This window comes from Thermaurantimonas aggregans, from assembly GCF_003851885.1.
Taxonomy (GTDB): Bacteria; Bacteroidota; Bacteroidia; order Flavobacteriales; family Schleiferiaceae; genus Thermaurantimonas; species Thermaurantimonas aggregans.
The window spans coordinates 16985-36418 of the sequence record NZ_BHZE01000001.1 but is presented as its reverse complement, the minus strand read 5'-3'; the positions used below and the strand labels follow the sequence as shown (position 1 = coordinate 36418).

Here is a 19434-nt window from a genome sequence, read left to right as displayed (position 1 = left end):
CATGGCAAAGAAAATCATTTTGTATCTATTTGGTGTGGTACTCGGAATTTTTCTAGTCAGATTTTTATTTGGAGGCCGAAATATTGCTTGTAACTACTTTCCTGAAGGCAGAGTCATCGACAATCTAAAGAAGAAAGAAGTATCTTTTACAGAATTTTCCGAATGCCAGCTCTCACAGATTGGAATTAAAAAGGAATCCATTGACAGTTTACTGTCGGTATCTAAAGTTTACTTTTCAGAGAGTAAAATACGCGGAATGGAATGCCCTGAATACGTACTGAGCACGAGAAGCACTTCGGCTACTGTGCATATGGTAATCCGAAATTGTGAAAATGAAGCCACGGTACTTTATATAGATACTGCTAAAACTGCTTCGGTCAGATGCCCATAAAGATTTTACTGCTGAGCCTCTGCACAGCATTTAGTGCTATTTTCCACGAGTACTATTTGAGCGTTTCAACGATTAGATTTACAGAAAGTGGCCTTCAAATTGAAATTCGAGTCTTTAAAGACGATCTTGAAAAAGTTCTGAACGATGATTTTGAAAATTTAGAAAAAAATCCACAAAAAGTATATGTTTATTTTGAAAAACATTTTCAGCTATACGATGACCAAAAGACCCTTAAAATACTTTTTAAGGATATAATAGACAAAGGAGACGCAGTACTGATCGTTGGCACAACATCAAGCAGTTCGGTAAACCATTTAAAAGTAAAAAACATTATTTTCATAGATGAATTTTCGGCACAAAAAAATATAGTGCACATATATCGAAACGATAAGATAAAAACTACTGTTTTAGACGCAAGAACTACTGAATATACGTTGCCCTGATGGAAGCGTTTTCTACATATTTCTGGCTTGGATATGCGCATATAACAGATCTGGCAGCCATTGATCACATCTTGTTTTTGTTGGTGCTCATTGTGCGCTTTCAACCCAAAGAATGGCTCGACATTTTGATAACGATTACGCTTTTTACTATCGGCCACTCCATCACTTTAATTGTTTCGGCTTTAAATCTTTTTGTGCCTTCAAAAAATTGGATAGAATTTTTAATTCCTATTACAATTTTACTCTCGTCAATTAATAATCTTATCTCGCTCGACAAAAAGGGGGGAAAATTCACCAAGTGGATTGCCTTGATTTTTGGATTAATTCATGGATTTGGTTTTTCAAATTACTACTCAATGCTTACAAATTCTGCAGGCAATTTTTGGTCGGCGCTTTTGCCTTTTAACTTGGGAATAGAGTGGGGACAACTGGTGGTGGTTTTTATTATTTTAGGTGTATCGCTTTTGATACAAAATTTGCTCAACTACAAGCACAGAGATTGGCTCATCTTTGTGTCCGGGGGCGGATTTACCCTTTCGCTGTGGATGGCCATACAGAACAGTCCGTTGTGATGGATTTTATCCTTGCCAGTGAAAATCAAACAGCTCTTGAAAGTGGCGTAATAGTTTTTCTTCGACTTCGTTCAAGGAAATTTCTCGATTGAGTTCTTCTTTGATCGATGTTACTGCTTTATTGCGAATGCCACAAGGAATGATGTAATCAAACCACCTCAAGTCAGTATTTACATTGAGGGCGAGGCCGTGCATGGTAATCCATCGGGCTGCTCGTACTCCCATTGCGCAAATCTTTCGAGGTTGTAGCCCTTTGGGATCGATCCAAACACCGGTTTCGCCGGGTGAGCGATCAGCCATGATACCATACTCTGCCAAAGTGCGAATAACGGCTTCCTCTAAAAACCTCAAATATTTGTGTATATCTGTAAAAAACTGGTCGAGATCGAAAATGGGATAAACCACCAGTTGGCCAGGGCCATGAAAGGTAACGTCTCCACCTCGATTGATTTTAAAAAGCTGAGCTCCTCTTTCGAGGTAAAACTGATCTGGGTAAATGAGATTGGCTGCATTAGCGCTCTTGCCCAAGGTATAAACAGGCGGATGCTCTACGGTAATGAGATAATTGAGAGGATACTGATCAGTTTGGCCATTTCTTCTAAGCAATTTGCCCTCTTCTACGCGCTTAAAGAGCATCTCTTGCTCATCCCAGGAGGGAGCGTAGTCGCGATAGCCCCATCGGAGCAGTTTTACAGTACGAGGATGGTTTGAAAGCTCATTCAACGGTAGTTGGCTAATTCTTTTTTAAGATGATTAATCACTTCAATATCCAAGATGTCCACGCCATTTAATTCGCTGAGGTAGAAGGAAATCCAGTCTGTTAGATGGATTAGGTACAGCATGGCGCGCAAGGGTGTTTCACCAACGGCTTGAATGTGTAGTACGGTTGGCGTGCTGTCGGAGATGATTTGCGCGCTGATTTCGGCCCGGCGTTGATTTCTCTTGTCGTCAAATGGAGTATGGATAAATACAGCTGCGAGATTGGCATCACCGCCTTGCCAGCCGACTAGTTCGTTGTGGTTCATTTCGGGGATGGTTCCATTCCAGCCGGGCATTTTGGCATTTTCATTCAATTGCTGACGGAAACGCTCAGCCAGACTACCAAAGCCGCTACATGCGTAGATGGCAAAGACTTTTCTGTGCAAGCGCACGGCTACATATCGAGCGTCGGTTTGAATTTTTTCACGATTCTCACGCAAGTAATCAGAGGTGAGCAAAATATCGTTGCCAAGTGCAAGGCGCGAAATGCCATAATTGGCCAGCATGTAGAGCTGAAAGACTAAGCTGTAGCCCAACATAGAGCGCGGTGGGTTGCCGGCAGGCATCACTAAGTGGTTGTAGCCCTTTTTTTGAGCTCTTTCGAGCAGCTGTCCACCTGAGGTAATAATGGCTATTTCGCAACTGCAATCTTCTGCCTGCTGTAAGGCACTGATGGTTTCTTCGGTATCGCCACTGTAGCTGCAGGCAATTACAAGAGTATTTTCACCGGCAAAGGCCGGCAGGTGGTAGTCTTTGTTTACTACGATAGGCACTTCGGTATGTGCTGCTAAGAGGTCTTGCACCATAGATGCGCCTATGCCACTACCTCCCAATCCTGTTATGATTACGTTTCGGATTTCGTTTTGAGGTTTTTTAAATGAGCTGTTTTTTGCTGTAGTAAGTGCATCGACAATGTGCCCTGGAAAATTTTCGATAAGAGAGAGCATCATGGGTAAAAGAATTGTTTTCGTTGGCGGCTAAATTAGATTACGTCGATATATCCAACGTTTTGATGCAAAAAATTCTAGAATAAATCAACTTATTTTAAGGTTCTTCCTTTACCCATTTATGGCCTCAACGTCTTTGACCAGAGTGGGCAGCATGCGCTGGAGCAAGGTAAGTATTCCGTTCTTAAGTGTGAGGGTAGAGGATGGGCAACCCGAGCAGGCACCGCGCAAAAGCACTTTTACAACGCCTTCATCGTAACCTACGAAGGCGATGTTGCCTCCGTCTTGTTCGACGGCAGGTTTTACGTATTCATCGAGTATTTCTACGATTCTTCGCTCTATCTCTCCTAATTTATCAGGATTAGGAAGCTGAATGTCAAAAGTGGTTTCGGGTTGTGTACTGCAAGTTTCGTCTTCGACAGCAGCAGCTGGTGCCGGCGCTGTTACTATGGGATTGCCTTCTTGCAGATATGATGAAATGAACTCGCGCACTTCTAATGCCACATCGTTCCACTCGGTGATGTTGTATTTGGCTATAGCTATAAAATTAGCCGTAATAAACACTTCTTTTACAAAAGGAAAGTGAAACAACTTAGTAGCCAAGGGTGATATGCGCGCTTCTTCGATGTTTTTAAATTCATATGCGCCTTCTTCTACCAACATTCTATTGGCCACAAACTTCATGACAGAAGGGTTGGGAGTGGATTCGGCATATATGCTAATGGGTATTTTTTTTGTTTCCATAAGTGCAGTATTCAATCACAAAAGTACTTTTACCTCTCTCTCAACAAACCATCCTGTTACCTTTGTGTTCAGATTTTTGTAAATCGTTATGGCTATAATAAAAGTAATACGTGGAAAAGCTCCGGTTTTTGGGCAAAATTGCTTTTTGGCCGATACGGCAGTGGTGGTAGGCGATGTGGTGATGGGCGATGATTGCAGTATATGGTTTAATGCTGTGGTGCGGGGCGATGTGCACTACATACGAATGGGCAACAAGGTGAATGTACAAGATAACGCTACTATACACTGTACATATCAAAGAGCTCCAACCAACATAGGCAACAACGTTTCTATAGGTCACAATGCCATTGTACACGGATGTACAATACACGACAATGTGCTCATAGGCATGGGCGCTATAGTAATGGATGGATGTGTGATTGAAAGCAATTGCATAATAGCCGCAGGGGCTGTAGTACTCGAAGGCACACGCGTGCCTTCCGGAAGTATATTTGCCGGTGTACCTGCACGAAAAGTCAAAGAGCTGGATCAGGATCTTTTCGAAGGCGAGGTAATGCGAATAGCAAACAATTACGTTATGTACAGTTCATGGTTTAAAAATGAAAAATAAAGTTTTTAGTTTTATTGCATTTGTAGTCTTTTTGATTGCTGGACATAAAACTCATGCTCAGCACAAGTCGCTTAAGCTCGAATATCTTATCGTTTCGGTTTATGAACCGGCGCAGTCGGATGTACTTCAGTCAGCCGGACAACTCCGTCCGATGACGACCGAGGTAGATCGCAAATTGCAAGACATGCGCAACATGGGGTTAATCGTGGAAGTGTATGCCACTCCTGAAAATCTGAGAGAAGCCGCCATTTTGCGATCCCCGGTAATTCCCTCATCAGCTGAAGTGCTTGAAAAAGCATCGGATTTAGGCTGGAAGCTACAAACGGCATTTTCGCAGGATGTAAATGGATTTCCGATGAAGGTGTTTGTATTTCATCGAAAAAAGAAAAAGAACTAATTGAAAATCAAAAATTTTGTTGCTTTTCCAACAGTTCACTGGAGCCACAATTGGGAGCGACAGCACGAGTTAATCTTTCGAACTTCAGAGTGGTTTGAAAAAACTTACGTGCATCAGCCCTATGGTTTAATCAACTATGGCATTAAAGAATTGTTGGAAAAAATTCAAGAATACTCGTCGAATAAAAGAAAATCAGCTCCTTCAATTTTAACAAATCCCGTTGGAAAGAATTTTGAATTCGTAAATCACATATTCGTTCCTTTTCATTATATACAGGCGATAGACAGGCTGAATTACAAAATTCTGTCAAAAAAAGCTGCCCCAGCCGAAGGATCGGTAGTGTATGCAGGATATTGCAATGCGTTTATGTTGCACTATTTTCGAAAAGGAGGTTTTCGATGGTTGGACTTGTTTGCACGTCGTCAGGTATCTGAACAGTTGTCGAGCAAAGCTAAAGCAATTGAATGCAAAGCAGTAGAAACTGCGGATTTAATAACTGCTGACAGCCGAACTACGATAGAAGACTATGCCGATATAAGGCCAGATATTGTGTACTTGCCTCAAGGGGTAGATGTCGGAAGATTTTATCCGGCGGATGGACTTGAGTATATTGCCCTGCAGGCTGCCAGATACAGAGGGGTAGTGGGTTACATGGGTACCGACCTTGTAGTTGATGTAGCCCTGATGGAAGGTGTAATAAAGAAATGCTCTGATGTGCTGTTTGTTTTGATCGGCGATTTTAGCCGAGGAGGACTAAGTGGTCTTAAGAAATATCCAAATGTGTATTTCACAGGCCGTTTGGGCTATTTTGAGCTGAATAAAGCATTGAACAGCATTGATGTAGGATTAATTCCCTATTTGATCAACCAGCGCACATCCGGCGTATTTCCCACGAAATACTATGAATATCTGGCTTGTAATAAGCCGGTAGTGACGACCCCTTTAACAGATCTGGTGGATAAGGTTTCGGGACATGTGTTGGTAGCTGAGGGAGTTAAAGGTTTTGTGGAGGCTATTTATGAGTTGTTAGAAAAAAATTATGAGCAAAAAGCTCCTCTTTTAGAAGCCATGGAAAATACATGGACGATGCGATTGGAGGTAATTAAGAGGGAATTATTAAAAAAAATATAATTTACTAAATCGCTGTTTATTGTTTTTATTTCCATTCTTTGAATAATTACAGACAAGTGCATTCGAATTTTTTACTCACCCTCCTTCCCCCTCTCTAAATCCATTGGAATTAAAGAGGGGAGTTGTTTTCCCGCAGAACGCTCAAAAGAACGCAAAAAAAGTTTTGATTTTAGTTGAAGTTGGTGTTCAAATCCCTTTTGCCTTAACCCTTTCCTTTTAACCCAAAAGAGTTACCACCCCTCTGCTTATTTGTTCTATTCATCCCTAGCCCCGCCCTGTTGCCTTCGGCAACAAAGAGGGGGGATAGTGTCTCCAGTAGAACTCGTAGGTGGGTGTGGAAAAAGGATTTTTTAGTTGAAATATTAAAAAGCGGCTGAAGGCCGCTTCCGCGTGAGGGATAGAAGCAGATAGTCACAGACGCCATCAGCAAAAGCTGATTTGTCTGGATAATCCCGCCCCCGGCGAAAGCGCTAAGAGTGCTTTCGCCGGGGGCACGCCCAAAACAAAAAATAGAAAAAGAAGGCATCAAAAATCAAAGCCGAGCGAGAAGTGGAAATGGCGGGGGAGAATGCGATAATCTTCGATGCCGCGTGCCCAGTCGATGCGCACCATGTGGCCAAAGAGCAGCATGCGAAGGCCCGCGCCAAAACTACCGATGAGGGGATCCTTGCGACTATCGATGATGATGCGGAGGTTGCCCTTGTCGATGATTTTTTGGTTGATGGCGTTTTCGGGGCTGAGGGGTGAGAGGCCATTCCAGGCGGTGCCTACATCGCTGAAGAGAACGATCTGCATGCTGCTGACGAAGGAGTTTCGTATGGGGCGGTTGAGGAGCATGCGGAAGATGGGCAGGCGCAACTCGGAGTTGAGGAGAGCGAAGCTGTTGCCATTGCGGGCGTTTTGGAAGAAACCGCGCATGTTGGTGACGAGGGTTTGGAAGATGTAGTTCTGCGACTGGGCGATGGGTGTGCCTTCGTCGAAGCGGGGTACGAAGGTATTGTCAACCCCGCCAAGGAAATGAATCAGTCGCTCTGGGCCGAAGGATGTGCCGACGGCAAACCTGTTGGCCCAAATAGACGAACGCCAAACCGGCAGGTAGTGGCGGGCATCGATGCCGGCAGTGTGCATGCCTGAGCGGGGATGGAAGAGGTCGCGGTAGTACTCGGTAAAGACCTTCCAGCGGAAACCACGCCAAAGGTTAACACCTGTTGATAGAGCCTCGTCGTGCACGTAGCTGGCGCGCAGTATGCCGAAGTGCTGATAGAGTGTGGGCTGCTGGAGCGACACGGCATCGCGTGCAAGGGTGATGCGGGAATCTAGCCGGTAGGAGGGATGAAGATGCAGTGAGCGAACCTCGTCGAGTGGAAAAATGGCTTTATACTGGGCTTCGTGGGTGAGAAAGCGCACCCACAAGGGTTGACCGCCAGTCTGTATAGCACTGCGTCGGTAGAAGGTGTATTCGTGCTTCCAGCGCTTCTTGTGATTGGCCAGCCAGAGGACGATTTCGTGATTGGGGGCCAGAGAGCGGCCTGCCAAGGGATTGAGCTCGGTGCGGATGCCGGCAAGCAATCGGTAATCGCGAAGTACATCAGCCATTCCGACCTTAAACATGCCGTTGAATTGCGGATTGAGCAGGAAAGGCTGCGGCCTTCCGGTGAAGGGCTGATACTGGGGCACGAGAAAGGCATTGTCGAGGCTGAAGGTGACATTTTCGCGGTAGAAGCTGACCAAGTATGGGCGTCGGGGTGGGAGTTTAACTTCTTCTAGCTCAGGGATGGAGCGAGTAGCATGCATTCGGCCGAGGATAGAGGGCACATTAGGAAGTGCCTGAGCGGGCGGCTGTTGCGCCGAAGGGCGTGGGGCATATCGGTAACGCTCGAGCAAACGGGAGTCAAATTGGTAATCGTTGATGTTGATTTCGTTGTCGGGATGCCGGCCTTGAGGTGCGTCAATGAATTGATAGGTGCGTTCTGGTTCTTTGTTTTCTGGACTGGTAGATGGTTTTTTGGGCAGAGGAGTGGGTGGGTGTTCAGCTAGTGAACGTCGAAGGATGTAGGCCCTGTTTTTTCGCCGGAGTATGTAATAAAAGTCTCCTGTATCGGCACCAAGGGTGTAGGTTTGAACAATTCCGGCGAGGGTAGCGATGCGCTGATTGCGAAAGAAGTAGCGGTAGTGTATAGCGGTGTCCACATGGCTGATGGTGCTGTCGAGTACTGCGCGATAGAGGTGGGTGTAAAGGTCGGAAGTGTGCTCGGCAAAGAGCATGCGGCCATCTCCGGCTTTCAGAGGCCGAATGTGTTGGCCTGTTGACTGAAGGATTAGTTCAGGTCGGTCTTTTTGCTGAAGGTCGATGTATTGGATGTTCAAGGGGTTACGGGTGGGAGTCCATTTGAGTTTGTTGTCCAGGTCGTTGGTTCGGCGGGTGGTGGCTACGGCAATCCATCGGCTATCGGAAATGTACGCTGGCCAGAGGTCGGCATGAATGTCGGAGGTTATTTTTTTCAAATTCGTATTGCGAATGGTGTATTCGATTACGTCGCTTTTACCCTCTTTCATGGCGCTGAGGAGCAGCTTCTCTCCATCGGGACTGTAAGTGGCAGAATAGACCTTATTGACTCCATAGAGGGGTTTTACGGTCCATTTTTTTTCGTCGAAATCGTAAAAGTGCAGTTGGATAAAACCGGCTTTTTCGTCGATGAGCAACAGGATAGGAAGGACGGGATTCCAGGCAATGAGGGGCACCTGGAGATCCTGTGCTTTGTAAGAGAGAGAGCCGGAGCGGAAGATACGCTTTTTCTTTCCACGTTCAATGTCAACAAGATAAACGCGCTTTTTTCCGTTTCGGCTGGTGGCTATGGCCAACTTTTGCTGCTGATGGCCAAAAGAGATGCCTGTGATGACTTCACCTTTTCGAAATCTGATCAAAGGCATATCGGAGCTCGAACGCTGGAGTTCCCCAAGCTCTTTGTAGAGTTGGGAGCTGTATTCGTTCCAGCGACGAATGAGTTCTTTGGTTGAGATGCCGAGGACATATTCGATGCCGAAGTCTAGGTTTTTGTGTACAATGCTGGTGAATAGTATGTTTTTAATCACATTCTTTCCATATGTGAGTACGATATACGACCAAATGCCATGACCTGCAAGCCTCGCCATTTCAGGTTCGAGCGAATTGATACGCCGGAAAGCTCGTTCTGAGTGGAGCTGTAGAATCTCCCAAGTGTACTGTGGGTCGTCGCCATAGGCAAACCAGGACACTAAACCTTGCAGGAACCAATCGGGAAACTGCGCACGGTAAAGGTCGAGTCCACCCGCCGAAAGGTCTCCGTAGATTTGATATCGGATGAGCACATCGGCAATGCCGGCTCTCAGGTCGCGTTCGAGGTTTTGCAGATTGCCGTCGAAGTAGAGCAGGATGGAAGTGCGATCATTATAGCGGGTAAGGCGGGTGTCGTTGTCGGGCTGGTTGATATCGAGGTTGTTGTTAGATTGCTTTTTATCGCCTAAGGTATTGAAGAGTAGGATCTGAAAGCGGTCGTCAAAGGCTACGTCGAGTGCGGCTTCGAGCTCGCGCAGGTGCATATGTGCCATCGTAGCTACAGCGTGGGGCAGATTATCATTATCAGCATAGGTATAAATGTCCACTCGGTCGAAGCGGTAAAAGCCCCAATCAAACTGATTGTACTGCACGCGGTTGCGCCCGTACTGCTGCAGCAGCCCGTAGTAAAACTGTGCATCTGAACACATGGGATGCATCAGCAGGCTGACAATCAACACACGTATAACGCTCTTCATACTAACAAATATATCTGAAAACAGGCGATTGCGGGAGTTATGTTTTCTTGAAGATGAAAATCAAAAAATGGTTTTTACTTTTTTATCAAACTCTCTGAGTTTAAAGATTATCTACATTTTCGCTGGATGAAAAAGTGATTTTTGGTTAAAATAAACTATTTCAAGTACAAGAAACATTTAAACTTCCAATAACAACAGGCAGACAGGACCGACTGAAGGTCGGTATACATTAGAAACATTATTTAGATGCTCCATCGAGGAGATTAAACCTTAAATATAGCACACAGGTATCCAAGTGATTGTTTTATTAAGATGTTTAACCGTCGTAATTCTGTTAATTGATGTACATAGCTGTGGTACTTCATAATCGCATTCACCAGCATACCTCTATATTTGCCGCAGTTTGGTCTATTTAAATCGTTTACATGAGTTTATTAGTAGTGGGTACGGTAGCCTTTGATGCTCTGGAGACCCCGTTTGGCAAGACAGATAAAATCATCGGTGGCGCTGCCACCTACATAAGTCTGGCAGCTTCGTATCTGTTGCCGGAGATTCGCTTGGTTTCGGTGGTGGGAGATGATTTTCCCGATGAAACCATTCAGATGCTGCGCGAGCGGGGAGTAGATACTAGTGGCCTTCAGGTGAAGTCAGGTCAGAAGACCTTTTTCTGGAGCGGGCGGTACCACCTCGATATGAATACCAGAGATACGGTTGAAACCCAGCTCAATGTGCTGGCCGATTTCGACCCTGTACTTCCCGACCATTTCAAAGACAGCAAATACCTGATGCTCGGCAACCTGATGCCCAGCGTGCAACAGCGTGTGCTGGAACAGATGAACGAGCGTCCGCGCTTAATCGTGCTCGACACCATGAACTACTGGATGGAGCACCATTGGGACGACCTGATGGAAAACTTGAAAAACGTGGATGTACTCACCATTAACGATTCAGAAGCCCGACAGCTCTCCGGCGAATACTCACTGGTAAAAGCAGCTTCTAAAATCCTGCAAATGGGGCCAAAATACTTGATCATAAAAAAAGGAGAGCACGGTGCTTTGCTCTTCGGCGAAGGGCACATTTTCATAGCGCCGGCACTGCCCCTGGAAGAAGTCTTCGATCCCACCGGAGCCGGAGATACATTTGCTGGCGGATTTATCTCTTACCTTGCCCGCACCGACGATGTGAGCTTCGAAAACATGAAGCGCGCCATCATTCACGCTTCGGCAATGGCTTCCTTTTGTGTGGAAAAATTCGGAACACAGCGCCTTGAAGAACTCACACTCGACGAACTGGCACACCGCCACCGCCTCTTCCGGGCATTGACTCACTATGAGATGGATTTTTCGACTCTGAAACAACTCATTTAAATGCAATCCTATGTACGGTACTCTCAAACAGCGACTTGCCGACGAGCTGAAAAGCATTGAAGAAGCCGGCCTTTACAAACGCGAGCGCATCATTACCTCACCTCAAGGACCAGAAATCACTCTCAATACAGGCCAAAAAGTACTCAACTTCTGCGCAAACAACTATCTGGGGCTGTCATCGCATCCCAGAGTGCTCGAAGCTGCTCATCGCGCTCTAGAAACGCACGGCTTTGGTATGTCCAGTGTGCGCTTCATCTGCGGAACTCAGGATATTCACAAGGAGCTGGAGGAAAAGATTTCGGCCTTTCTCGGCACTGAAGACACTATCCTCTACGCTGCCGCCTTCGATGCCAACGGGGGAGTCTTTGAGCCGCTGTTTAACGAAATGGACGCTATCATCTCCGACGAGCTGAACCACGCCTCCATCATCGACGGGGTGCGCCTGTGTAAGGCAAAGCGCTATCGATACAAAAACAATGACATGAACGACCTGGAGGCCAAGCTCAAGGAAGCCAATGAAGCTGGAGCACGGAATAAAATCATCGTGACAGACGGCGTATTCAGCATGGATGGCTACATCGCCCAGATGAATCACATCGTAGAGCTGGCCGAGAAGTACGATGCGCTGGTAATGACTGATGAGTGTCATGCTACCGGATTTATTGGCAACACTGGCCGAGGTACCCACGAATTTCACAACGTCATGGGCCGCGTGGACATCATCACCGGTACACTTGGCAAAGCCCTTGGTGGGGCAATGGGCGGCTTCACCTCAGGTCGCAAGGAAATCATCGACATGTTGCGCCAGCGATCGCGACCCTATCTCTTTAGCAACTCGCTTATGCCGGCCATCGTAGGGGCTTCAATTGCCGTAATAGATATGCTCAGCGAAACCACTGCCCTTCGCGACAAGGTGATGCACAATGCGGCCTACTTTCGCAACCGTATGATGGAGGCTGGTTTTGATATTAAGCCTGGCATTCATCCTATCACTCCAGTAATGCTTTACGATGCCCGCCTCTCACAAGTAATGGCCGACGAACTGCTAAAAGAAGGCATTTACGTCATCGGCTTCTTCTATCCGGTAGTGCCCCGTGACCAAGCGCGCATTCGCGTGCAACTATCAGCCGCTCACGAAATTGAACACATCGATCGCGCCGTAGAAGCTTTTATCAAAGTCGGAAAAAAACTCAACGTCATTTAAATCCTCAAATGAACAATTCACCCTACAAGGGTTTTGGTACCCGTGCCATTCACGCCGGGCTGGAACCGGATCCCGGCACAGGAGCTGTGATGACTCCCATTTACCAAACCTCGACCTACGCACAAGAAGCCCCCGGCAAACACAAGGGCTATGAATATTCGCGCACTCACAATCCCACGCGCAAAGCTTTGGAGGCTAATCTAGCAGCCATCGAAGGCGGCAAATACGGTCTTGCTTTTGCCAGTGGACTGGCGGCCATTGACACTCTTTTGAAAACACTAAATCCGGGCGACGAAGTCATCTCTACCAACGACCTTTATGGTGGAACGTACAGGCTTTTTGTGCGGGTATATGAAAAATTCGGCCTTCGCTTTCACTTCGTGCCCATGCAGCAGTTGGCCACCATCGAAGAAAAAATCACCGAAAAAACGCGCTTAATCTGGGTAGAAACTCCTACTAATCCGATGCTCAATGTGATTGACATCGAAGCGGTAGCACAGTTAGCCAAGTCCAAAGGCATACTGCTGGCGGTGGACAACACCTTTGCCTCACCCTACCTGCAGCAGCCACTCAAGCTCGGTGCCGACATTGTAATGCATTCTGCCACCAAATACATTGGCGGCCATAGCGACTTAGTGATGGGTGCATTGGTGGTTAACGACGACGCCTTGGCTGAGCAATTGTACTTCTTACAAAATGCTGCTGGAGCCGTACCCGGACCAATGGATTGTTTCCTAGCTCTGCGCGGCATTAAAACGCTCCACGTGCGCATGCAGCGCCATTGCGAAAACGCCGAGAAGGTTGCCCGTTTTCTGCGCTCACATCCCAAAGTGGAAAAGGTTTATTGGCCAGGCTTTCCCGACCATCCGGGCCACGAAATCGCCAAAAAGCAAATGCGAGCTTTTGGTGGCATGATCTCATTTACCATAAAAGGTGATAACATCGAAGAGGCCTTTCGCGCCGTATCCTCGTTTAAAGTGTTTACCTTGGCCGAATCATTGGGTGGAGTAGAATCCTTAGCTGGACACCCGGCCACTATGACACACGCCAGCATACCTCGCGAAGAGCGACTAAAGGCAGGCCTCTCTGATTCTCTGATTCGCTTAAGTGTTGGCCTTGAAGATGCCGATGACCTTATCAACGACCTGAAACAGGTACTTCAATGAAAGGTAGAAAGTTTGCCGTAATAGGCCTTGGACGCTTTGGCAGCGCCATTGCTCGCAAGCTTTCAGAGCGTGGAGCCGAAGTGATGGCCATTGACATTAACGAAGAAAAGGTCGAAGATATTAAAGAAGATGTGGCCTACGCCATTACCCTCGACTCCACCGACCCCAAAAATCTCGAATCGCAAAACATCCAGGAAATGGATGCCGTGGTGGTAGCCATAGGCACCAATTTCCAGGATCTGATACTCACCACCTTCGCCCTTATGGAGCTCGACGTGGAGCGCATCATCGTACGGGCTCAAGACCCCATTCAGAAGCGCATTCTTGAAAAAATCGGCGTGCGTGAAATCTTATCGCTCGAAGATGAGGTATCAAACAACGTGGCCGAGCAGCTGCTCAATCCCTCCGTGCTGATGAGCATTCGCCTGCCTGACGACTATGAAATCATAGAAGTCAAAGCTCCCCGCATCATTTGCAACCGCACTTTGGCAGATATTGGCCTGCGCGAGAAATATAACATCAACTTAATAACCCTTATGCGCCGGGGAGCTATTGACGACAAAATGCACATTATTGGCGTACCAGAACCTTCTACCAAAATACTCGAAAACGACATTATCGTCATTTTTGGAAAATCGAAGGATATCGATCGGTTTTTAGAGATTAATGAATAATATCAAAGCTCCTGAGTCTTTTCGTTGATGCGGTGGATGACCTCGTCAATTTTTTTTATTTCTTTAAACAAAAGTTCTAACAATTTTTCGTTGCTAAATTCTACTGATCCGTTATTTAACAAATCCTTGTTCATAAGCACTTCGCATATACCAAGTGCATTAGCTACAGGTCTGCGGATTACATGGGATTGTAACCATGCTATTTCCCGTAATTTTTCATTCTGAATCTGAAGTTTTTCTTCATTTTTTACTTGAGTTGTAATGTCAATACAGAGCAATATAATCTCTTTTGAGTTCTCCTGTTCGATTATTCCGCATTTTCCCATTAAAATAGTCTCATGCGTTTCAGAGTTAAGATAAAATTGAATTTGATCCTCTACTACAAGATTATTTGAAACTTTTTTTAAGAAAAACTCTACTCTCTGTCGGTCATTTTCATGAACTAATTCCAGAAAGTTAGTGCCCTCCAGATTTTGGGGTCTTGTGTTAAAATACTTTTCTGCTAAATGTGAAGCAAATTTGATATAGAAATCTTCTGATAGGGTGAAAATTATACCATGACTGTTGTCTATAATCGTTCTATAGTATTGCTCCGATTTTTTAATTTGTTGTTGAGCAAGTATTTCTTTGGTTATATTACTAAAAATAATACTTGTACCATATGATTTTGTCCGTATATCAAAAACGGGATAGAAAAGAACTTTGTAGTAAAAAATATTTCCGTCTGGATTTTTGTGAGAAAAATATCCATGGAAAATATTTCCGCTCACAGTCTCTTTGATGCCCTTTAAAAATTCGTCTTTAACCAATTCATCAATCAGAAGATTTTCTAGTTTATCTCCGGTTTTTATGTCTTTACCTGAGAGATTTTTAATTACATCTTTTGCTGTATTGTTATATAGATAAATTTGATCTTTAATGACAAATAAGATTCCATTCGGAGAGCTGTTTTGGATGGACTCTCGCAATGTATTGGATGCGGTAAGTTCGATGTTTAGATTTTCTAATTCTATAATTTGTGGCACAATAATTACGGCGAGAATTATAATGACAATGAAGACCGAAGAGAGGGAAAAGGCTATGTTGATTTTTTTGTTAATATTTTCCTCATGATCGGTGTAAGCTACCATTTCGATGATCATATCACTGATCACTTTGAGTGCTGAATCTACTTGTTCAATGACTCCCTTCAGGCGATCGACTTCATCTTTTGGTGTAATTAAATAATCCTCATAGGAACTTTGTATGATTTTCTCTAATTTATCGAATTCTTGAAGTACATAATCTTTCTTTTTAAAATCGATGTCTGTATTTCCGTAAAACTGTGTGGAAAAATCAATGGTTTTCAGCAGTTCTTTATAGGTTTTCAACACTCTTTCCGTTATACCATCATGTGCTGAAAGCAGGATGTGGTATTTTAGTTCAGCTGTTTCGTTTTTAAAGCGCGAAGTGATTACGAAAAATGTTTGAAGTAAGTTTTGTTTTTCCTGGCCTTGATTATAAAAATAGTATTGTGCTAACGAAATGCAAATCGCAAGGGCAATTAGAAAATAGACTTTAGCAGAGAGTTTAAGGGTTTTGCTCACTTCAGTTTAATGTTGTGACTTTTTGACCATCAAAAGTAAGGATTCTAGTGTATCCGCTTCTTGTGCCTTTTTATCCAAGCGCCATCTTTGGATTCTGGGGAATCTCAAGGCCACTCCGGCTTTATGTCGATTGCTTGGTTGTATGCCTTCAAACGCAATTTCAAAGACCAGTTCAGGTTTTACACTTCGTACAGGGCCAAATTTTTCCAAAGTATTTTGTCGGATGAATTTATCCACTTCTTTAATTTCATCGTCGGTTAGGCCGCTGTATGCTTTGGTAAAAGGCACAAGAGTATCTCCGTCCCACACGGCAAAGGTGTAGTCTGTGTAAAGATTTGCCCTGCGGCCGTGACCGCGCTGGGCATAGATGAGTACTGCATCTACTGTGCGGGCATCCACTTTCCACTTCCACCAGTCACCCCTCTTGCGGCCGGTGTGATAGGGCGACTGTTTGTGCTTGAGCATAAGCCCCTCACTGCCCTCTTTTGGTGCTTCTGAGCGAATGAGGGCTACTTGATCCCAACTCTTGGCATCAATCAAAGGTGATAAGTCAAAGAGTGAGCTGGTGCAGGTTGATATGATTTGCTCTAATGCTGCCCTGCGCTCAGCAGCTGGCGATGTGCGCATATCTGTTCCATCTGCCTCCAGCAGATCATACACCCTAAAGAGTACCGGATATTTTTCGATAAGAGATTTGGTTACCTTTTTTCGGCCCAGGCGGGGCTGCAGGGCATGGAAGGGCGCCACACGGCCATCTTTCATCACGGGAAGAATCTCACCGTCGAGCACAACTGCGTGCTTCAAACACGTAGCTGCCTCTACCAGCTCCGGAAAGCTTTCCGAAATAAGTTCTTCGCCCCTTGACCAAAGGGCAATGGCATCTCCCCGAATAATGAGCTGTCCTCTGATGCCATCCCATTTGTACTCAATCAGCCAATCGCCAACTGGACCGAGTGATTCCGGTACATCTTCAAGGGGATACGCCAGGCAAAACGGATAGGGCTTTAATTCGTTTTTCGCGTCAGCAGGTCGATCAAAAAGGGCCTGCCAGGTGGTTTCAGCGGGGTTCCAATTCCCGGTAAGGGCAAGCGCAACGGCATCTTGCTCAAGGCCAATGGCTGTGGAAATAGCTCTGTGTAGAAGTCCACCAGAAACACCGATTCGAAAGCCCCCCATCATCAGCTTATTAAAGACAAAGCGCTCATCTACCGTCATTTGCAGCCATTTTTCACTGATAGCTGTTTTCTTCTCTTCAGGGGTGAGTGTACCGGCACTTTTTAAAAATTCCATGCTTTCGGCCAGGCCTTGAAAGGCATCTCCCGGACCTTCCGGCAGAATTTTGGCAATGGTTTCGGCTAAATCGCCTACGATATGCCAGGTTTCATGCACCAGCCAATCGGGTAACCCTGCCAATTGGCCAGCCCATATACGCAACTCCGTACTACTGGCTGCCTTGCGTGGACGTTTTCCGCTGAAAAGAGCCGCTGCCCATAGCTTGTCGGGGTCATCAGCCTCGCGGAAATACCTGACGAGAGCTGCCGTTTTGTCATTTGTCTTGTTGCTTTGGTCGAGCTCACGGATGAGGTCAGAGAAGCGTTTCATATCCTAAATAACAGAAAATCACAGCAATAGGTTTTTTTACCCTTGCCCTAACACTACATCAGAGCTGTATTGTTCATACAGAAATCGTATTGTTTCCTTACAAAGCGCTTTTAAAACTTCCAGATCAATATCACTGAGCTTTTTTACGTAAATGCACGCTTTGCCCATTTCAAACTTCCCTAAGCTTTGCAAGAGTTCTCTGCTCTTGTCCGTATCCGAATAGATGTAAAGTGAAATGGCTGATGCTCGTGGTGAAAATCCCAGCACAGGCGCTTCACCAGAATGGCCGCTGGCATAGCGGTAGTGATACGTACCAAATCCGATGATCGAAGGTCCGTACATTTTGGGATCTTTTCCTGTCAAATCTTTGAATAAGCGAATTAGGGTATACGAATCTGCTTTTTTTTGCGGATTTTTAACAGCAGATTCGATAAAATCATCAACGGATAGGCCGGTAAAGGTTGTTTTATTTTGCATTAATATACTGATAATTATCCCGGTAAAATTTTTTCTAAAGGTTTGCCTTTAGCAAGGTCGTCAACAAGCTTGTCAAGTATTCGCACCAATCGTGCTACAGGATTCTGAATCATTTCTATGTGAACTCCGCACACAGCGCCTCTTATTTCTGAGGCTAGGGGATGTATTTGAGCTTTATCGAAAAACTGACTGAAGGTGACAGAGCTTTCTGCCAGGTATTTTATTTCGCCAGCATTGTACCCGGTCAACCATTGTATGACCGAGAGCAGCTCCTCTTCTGTGCGGCCTTTTCTCACTACTTTTTGCACATATAGGGGATAAACCTTTGAAAAGGACATTCGAATGAGTTTTTCTTCCTGAGATGCTGCTTTGGAGTGTAGTGACATAAGATATTGCGGAATTTAATGAGTGTAGAGTCCGGTAGCATCGATGTAATTCCACACTTTGTGATGAAGCAGGAAACGGACGTCTTTTCCAGCCTTAAGACTATCACGTATGTAGGTAGAGGAAATGTCCATGGAAGGCGCTTTTTCGAAGTACATTCCGAACTCACCTTCATCGACATCGAGCCTGACAAATGGTCGCGGATAAATGTAAATTGTATGATGTGCTAAGATCTGCTCGTATTCATACCATTTACGAAAGTTCTTAATGTTGTCAGCTCCCATTAGCAACACAAAAGTTTTATCGGGATGCAACCCACGAAGTTTTTCGAGTGTATGAACCGTGTAGTTTGGCTTAGGCATTCCAAACTCCACATCAGATGCCCGAAGACCCTGAACGCCCTCGATGGCAAGTTGTACCATGTACAGACGCTGTCGATCGTCGGTGATTTTTTCTTTTTGCTTAAATGGACTTTTGGGACTAATGACAAACCAGACCTCTTCGAGATCCGTTTCGTTTAAAAAGAATTGAGCTATGATCAGGTGGCCAATATGAATCGGATTAAATGTACCGAAAAAGAGACCCGTTTTCTTCATTCAGGTAAATTTAGAAAGGATTTTACAAGTTGTTCAGCTTTCTTAAGGGCTACTTGTAAATCAGAATTCTCGAGACAAACGTCGAAAAGATTGGCATATTGCATTTCTTTTTCAGCTTTAGAAAGTCGCTGGCGAAGTTTTTCGGGTGTTTCGGTGTTGCGCTGCTGAAGGCGTTCTTTAAGAACTTCAAGACTAGGTGGCTTTACAAATACAGCCAAAGCATTCGAACCAAACTGATTTTTAAGATTTAAGCCACCTACAACATCGATATCAAAGATAACAGCTTTGTCTTTTTGAAAGATGCGGTCGATTTCACTGCGCAATGTACCATAATAAGTGTCTTTGTATACTTCTTCCCATTCCACGAATTCGCCTCTGTGTATTTTTTGGAGAAATTCGTCTCTAGATAGGAAATAATAGTCTTGCCCGTTTACCTCTGTAGGCCTGGGGGAACGACTGGTGGCTGAAACAGAAAATTCGATGAAATCGGGAAAAGTTTTTAACAAATGCCGTACAATGGTCGTCTTGCCTGACCCAGAGGGCGCAGAAAAAATGAGTAATTTTCTGAAGTCTTTGGTGGTGGTCTGCATGA

Annotated in this window: 20 protein-coding genes; 10 read left to right on the top strand and 10 right to left on the bottom strand. The window is 45.1% G+C overall.

Annotated elements, in window-relative coordinates:
- Nucleotide 1: 1 nt before the first annotated feature.
- Genes EIP89_RS00170 through EIP89_RS00160 form a run of 3 tightly spaced genes read left to right on the top strand, consistent with a single transcriptional unit; the run spans nt 2 to nt 1406 of the window.
- Nucleotides 2–391 (top strand): hypothetical protein, encoded by a 390-nt coding sequence (locus EIP89_RS00170; protein ID WP_124396632.1) that lies wholly within the window; start codon nt 2–4, stop codon nt 389–391.
- Nucleotides 382–834 carry a DUF6702 family protein gene (locus EIP89_RS00165; RefSeq protein WP_124396631.1) on the top strand — a complete coding sequence of 151 codons (453 nt, stop codon included), beginning with the start codon at nt 382–384 and terminating at the stop codon, nt 832–834. Before EIP89_RS00170 ends, EIP89_RS00165 begins: the two co-directional genes overlap by 10 nt.
- Nucleotides 834–1406, top strand: a complete 573-nt coding sequence (locus tag EIP89_RS00160) for a HupE/UreJ family protein (RefSeq protein WP_124396630.1) — start codon at nt 834–836, stop codon at nt 1404–1406. Before EIP89_RS00165 ends, EIP89_RS00160 begins: the two co-directional genes overlap by 1 nt.
- 6 nt (nt 1407–1412) lie before the next feature.
- Here the strand turns inward: EIP89_RS00160 and lipB are convergent, their stop codons facing one another.
- The 3 genes from lipB to EIP89_RS00145 form a co-directional block, all read right to left on the bottom strand.
- Nucleotides 1413–2129, bottom strand: coding sequence for a lipoyl(octanoyl) transferase LipB (lipB, locus tag EIP89_RS00155; protein WP_124396629.1), 717 nt, complete (start codon nt 2127–2129; stop codon nt 1413–1415).
- Nucleotides 2126–3115 carry a bifunctional phosphoglucose/phosphomannose isomerase gene (locus EIP89_RS00150; RefSeq protein WP_124396628.1) on the bottom strand — a complete coding sequence of 330 codons (990 nt, stop codon included), beginning with the start codon at nt 3113–3115 and terminating at the stop codon, nt 2126–2128. The genes lipB and EIP89_RS00150 overlap by 4 nt, the downstream gene beginning before the upstream one ends.
- A gap of 108 nt (nt 3116–3223) precedes the next feature.
- Nucleotides 3224–3856, bottom strand: coding sequence for a NifU family protein (locus tag EIP89_RS00145; RefSeq protein WP_124396627.1), 633 nt, complete (start codon nt 3854–3856; stop codon nt 3224–3226).
- An 88-nt stretch (nt 3857–3944) separates the two neighbouring features.
- On the opposite strand from EIP89_RS00145, the gene EIP89_RS00140 reads away from it, so the two are divergent.
- The 3 genes from EIP89_RS00140 to EIP89_RS00130 are packed head-to-tail and all read left to right on the top strand — an operon-like array spanning nt 3945 to nt 5994.
- Nucleotides 3945–4466, top strand: coding sequence for a gamma carbonic anhydrase family protein (locus EIP89_RS00140; protein WP_124396626.1), 522 nt, complete (start codon nt 3945–3947; stop codon nt 4464–4466).
- Nucleotides 4456–4863, top strand: a complete 408-nt coding sequence (locus tag EIP89_RS00135; RefSeq protein WP_124396625.1) for a hypothetical protein — start codon at nt 4456–4458, stop codon at nt 4861–4863. The genes EIP89_RS00140 and EIP89_RS00135 overlap by 11 nt, the downstream gene beginning before the upstream one ends.
- Nucleotides 4864–5994 carry a glycosyltransferase gene (locus tag EIP89_RS00130; protein WP_124396624.1) on the top strand — a complete coding sequence of 377 codons (1131 nt, stop codon included), beginning with the start codon at nt 4864–4866 and terminating at the stop codon, nt 5992–5994.
- Nucleotides 5995–6519: 525 nt separating this feature from the next.
- On the opposite strand, the gene EIP89_RS00125 is transcribed toward EIP89_RS00130, so the two are convergent.
- Complete coding sequence (locus EIP89_RS00125; protein WP_124396623.1) at nt 6520–9786, bottom strand: hypothetical protein; 3267 nt, start codon at nt 9784–9786, stop codon at nt 6520–6522.
- Between the two features lie 425 nt (nt 9787–10211).
- Here EIP89_RS00125 and EIP89_RS00120 point away from each other — a divergent pair, with 425 nt between their 5' ends.
- Genes EIP89_RS00120 through EIP89_RS00105 form a run of 4 tightly spaced genes read left to right on the top strand, consistent with a single transcriptional unit; the run spans nt 10212 to nt 14197 of the window.
- Nucleotides 10212–11153 carry a PfkB family carbohydrate kinase gene (locus EIP89_RS00120; protein ID WP_124396622.1) on the top strand — a complete coding sequence of 314 codons (942 nt, stop codon included), beginning with the start codon at nt 10212–10214 and terminating at the stop codon, nt 11151–11153.
- A 10-nt stretch (nt 11154–11163) separates the two neighbouring features.
- Complete coding sequence (gene kbl / locus EIP89_RS00115) at nt 11164–12357, top strand: glycine C-acetyltransferase (protein ID WP_124396621.1); 1194 nt, start codon at nt 11164–11166, stop codon at nt 12355–12357.
- Between the two features lie 8 nt (nt 12358–12365).
- On the top strand, nt 12366–13523 hold the full coding sequence (locus EIP89_RS00110; RefSeq protein ID WP_124396620.1) for a cystathionine gamma-synthase: 1158 nt from the start codon (nt 12366–12368) through the stop codon (nt 13521–13523).
- Nucleotides 13520–14197: a potassium channel family protein gene (locus tag EIP89_RS00105; RefSeq protein WP_124396619.1), complete on the top strand. Its 678-nt coding sequence runs from the start codon at nt 13520–13522 to the stop codon at nt 14195–14197. Before EIP89_RS00110 ends, EIP89_RS00105 begins: the two co-directional genes overlap by 4 nt.
- Before the next feature lie 2 nt (nt 14198–14199).
- On the opposite strand, the gene EIP89_RS00100 is transcribed toward EIP89_RS00105, so the two are convergent.
- From EIP89_RS00100 to gmk, 6 genes are read right to left on the bottom strand one after another with little or no spacing between them, the layout of a single operon-like run.
- Nucleotides 14200–15783, bottom strand: coding sequence for a PAS domain-containing protein (locus tag EIP89_RS00100; protein ID WP_148086773.1), 1584 nt, complete (start codon nt 15781–15783; stop codon nt 14200–14202).
- Nucleotides 15784–15789: 6 nt separating this feature from the next.
- Nucleotides 15790–17385, bottom strand: a complete 1596-nt coding sequence (locus tag EIP89_RS00095) for an ATP-dependent DNA ligase (RefSeq protein WP_124396617.1) — start codon at nt 17383–17385, stop codon at nt 15790–15792.
- A 36-nt stretch (nt 17386–17421) separates the two neighbouring features.
- On the bottom strand, nt 17422–17862 hold the full coding sequence (locus EIP89_RS00090; RefSeq protein ID WP_124396616.1) for a DUF1801 domain-containing protein: 441 nt from the start codon (nt 17860–17862) through the stop codon (nt 17422–17424).
- A 14-nt stretch (nt 17863–17876) separates the two neighbouring features.
- Nucleotides 17877–18248: a DUF2200 family protein gene (locus tag EIP89_RS00085; protein WP_124396615.1), complete on the bottom strand. Its 372-nt coding sequence runs from the start codon at nt 18246–18248 to the stop codon at nt 17877–17879.
- A 15-nt stretch (nt 18249–18263) separates the two neighbouring features.
- The gene (gene nadD, locus EIP89_RS00080) at nt 18264–18842 is read right to left on the bottom strand and encodes a nicotinate (nicotinamide) nucleotide adenylyltransferase (protein ID WP_124396614.1); all 579 of its coding nucleotides are present in this window, start codon (nt 18840–18842) and stop codon (nt 18264–18266) included.
- Complete coding sequence (gmk, locus tag EIP89_RS00075; protein WP_124396613.1) at nt 18839–19432, bottom strand: guanylate kinase; 594 nt, start codon at nt 19430–19432, stop codon at nt 18839–18841. The genes nadD and gmk overlap by 4 nt, the downstream gene beginning before the upstream one ends.
- Nucleotides 19433–19434 lie beyond the last annotated feature (2 nt).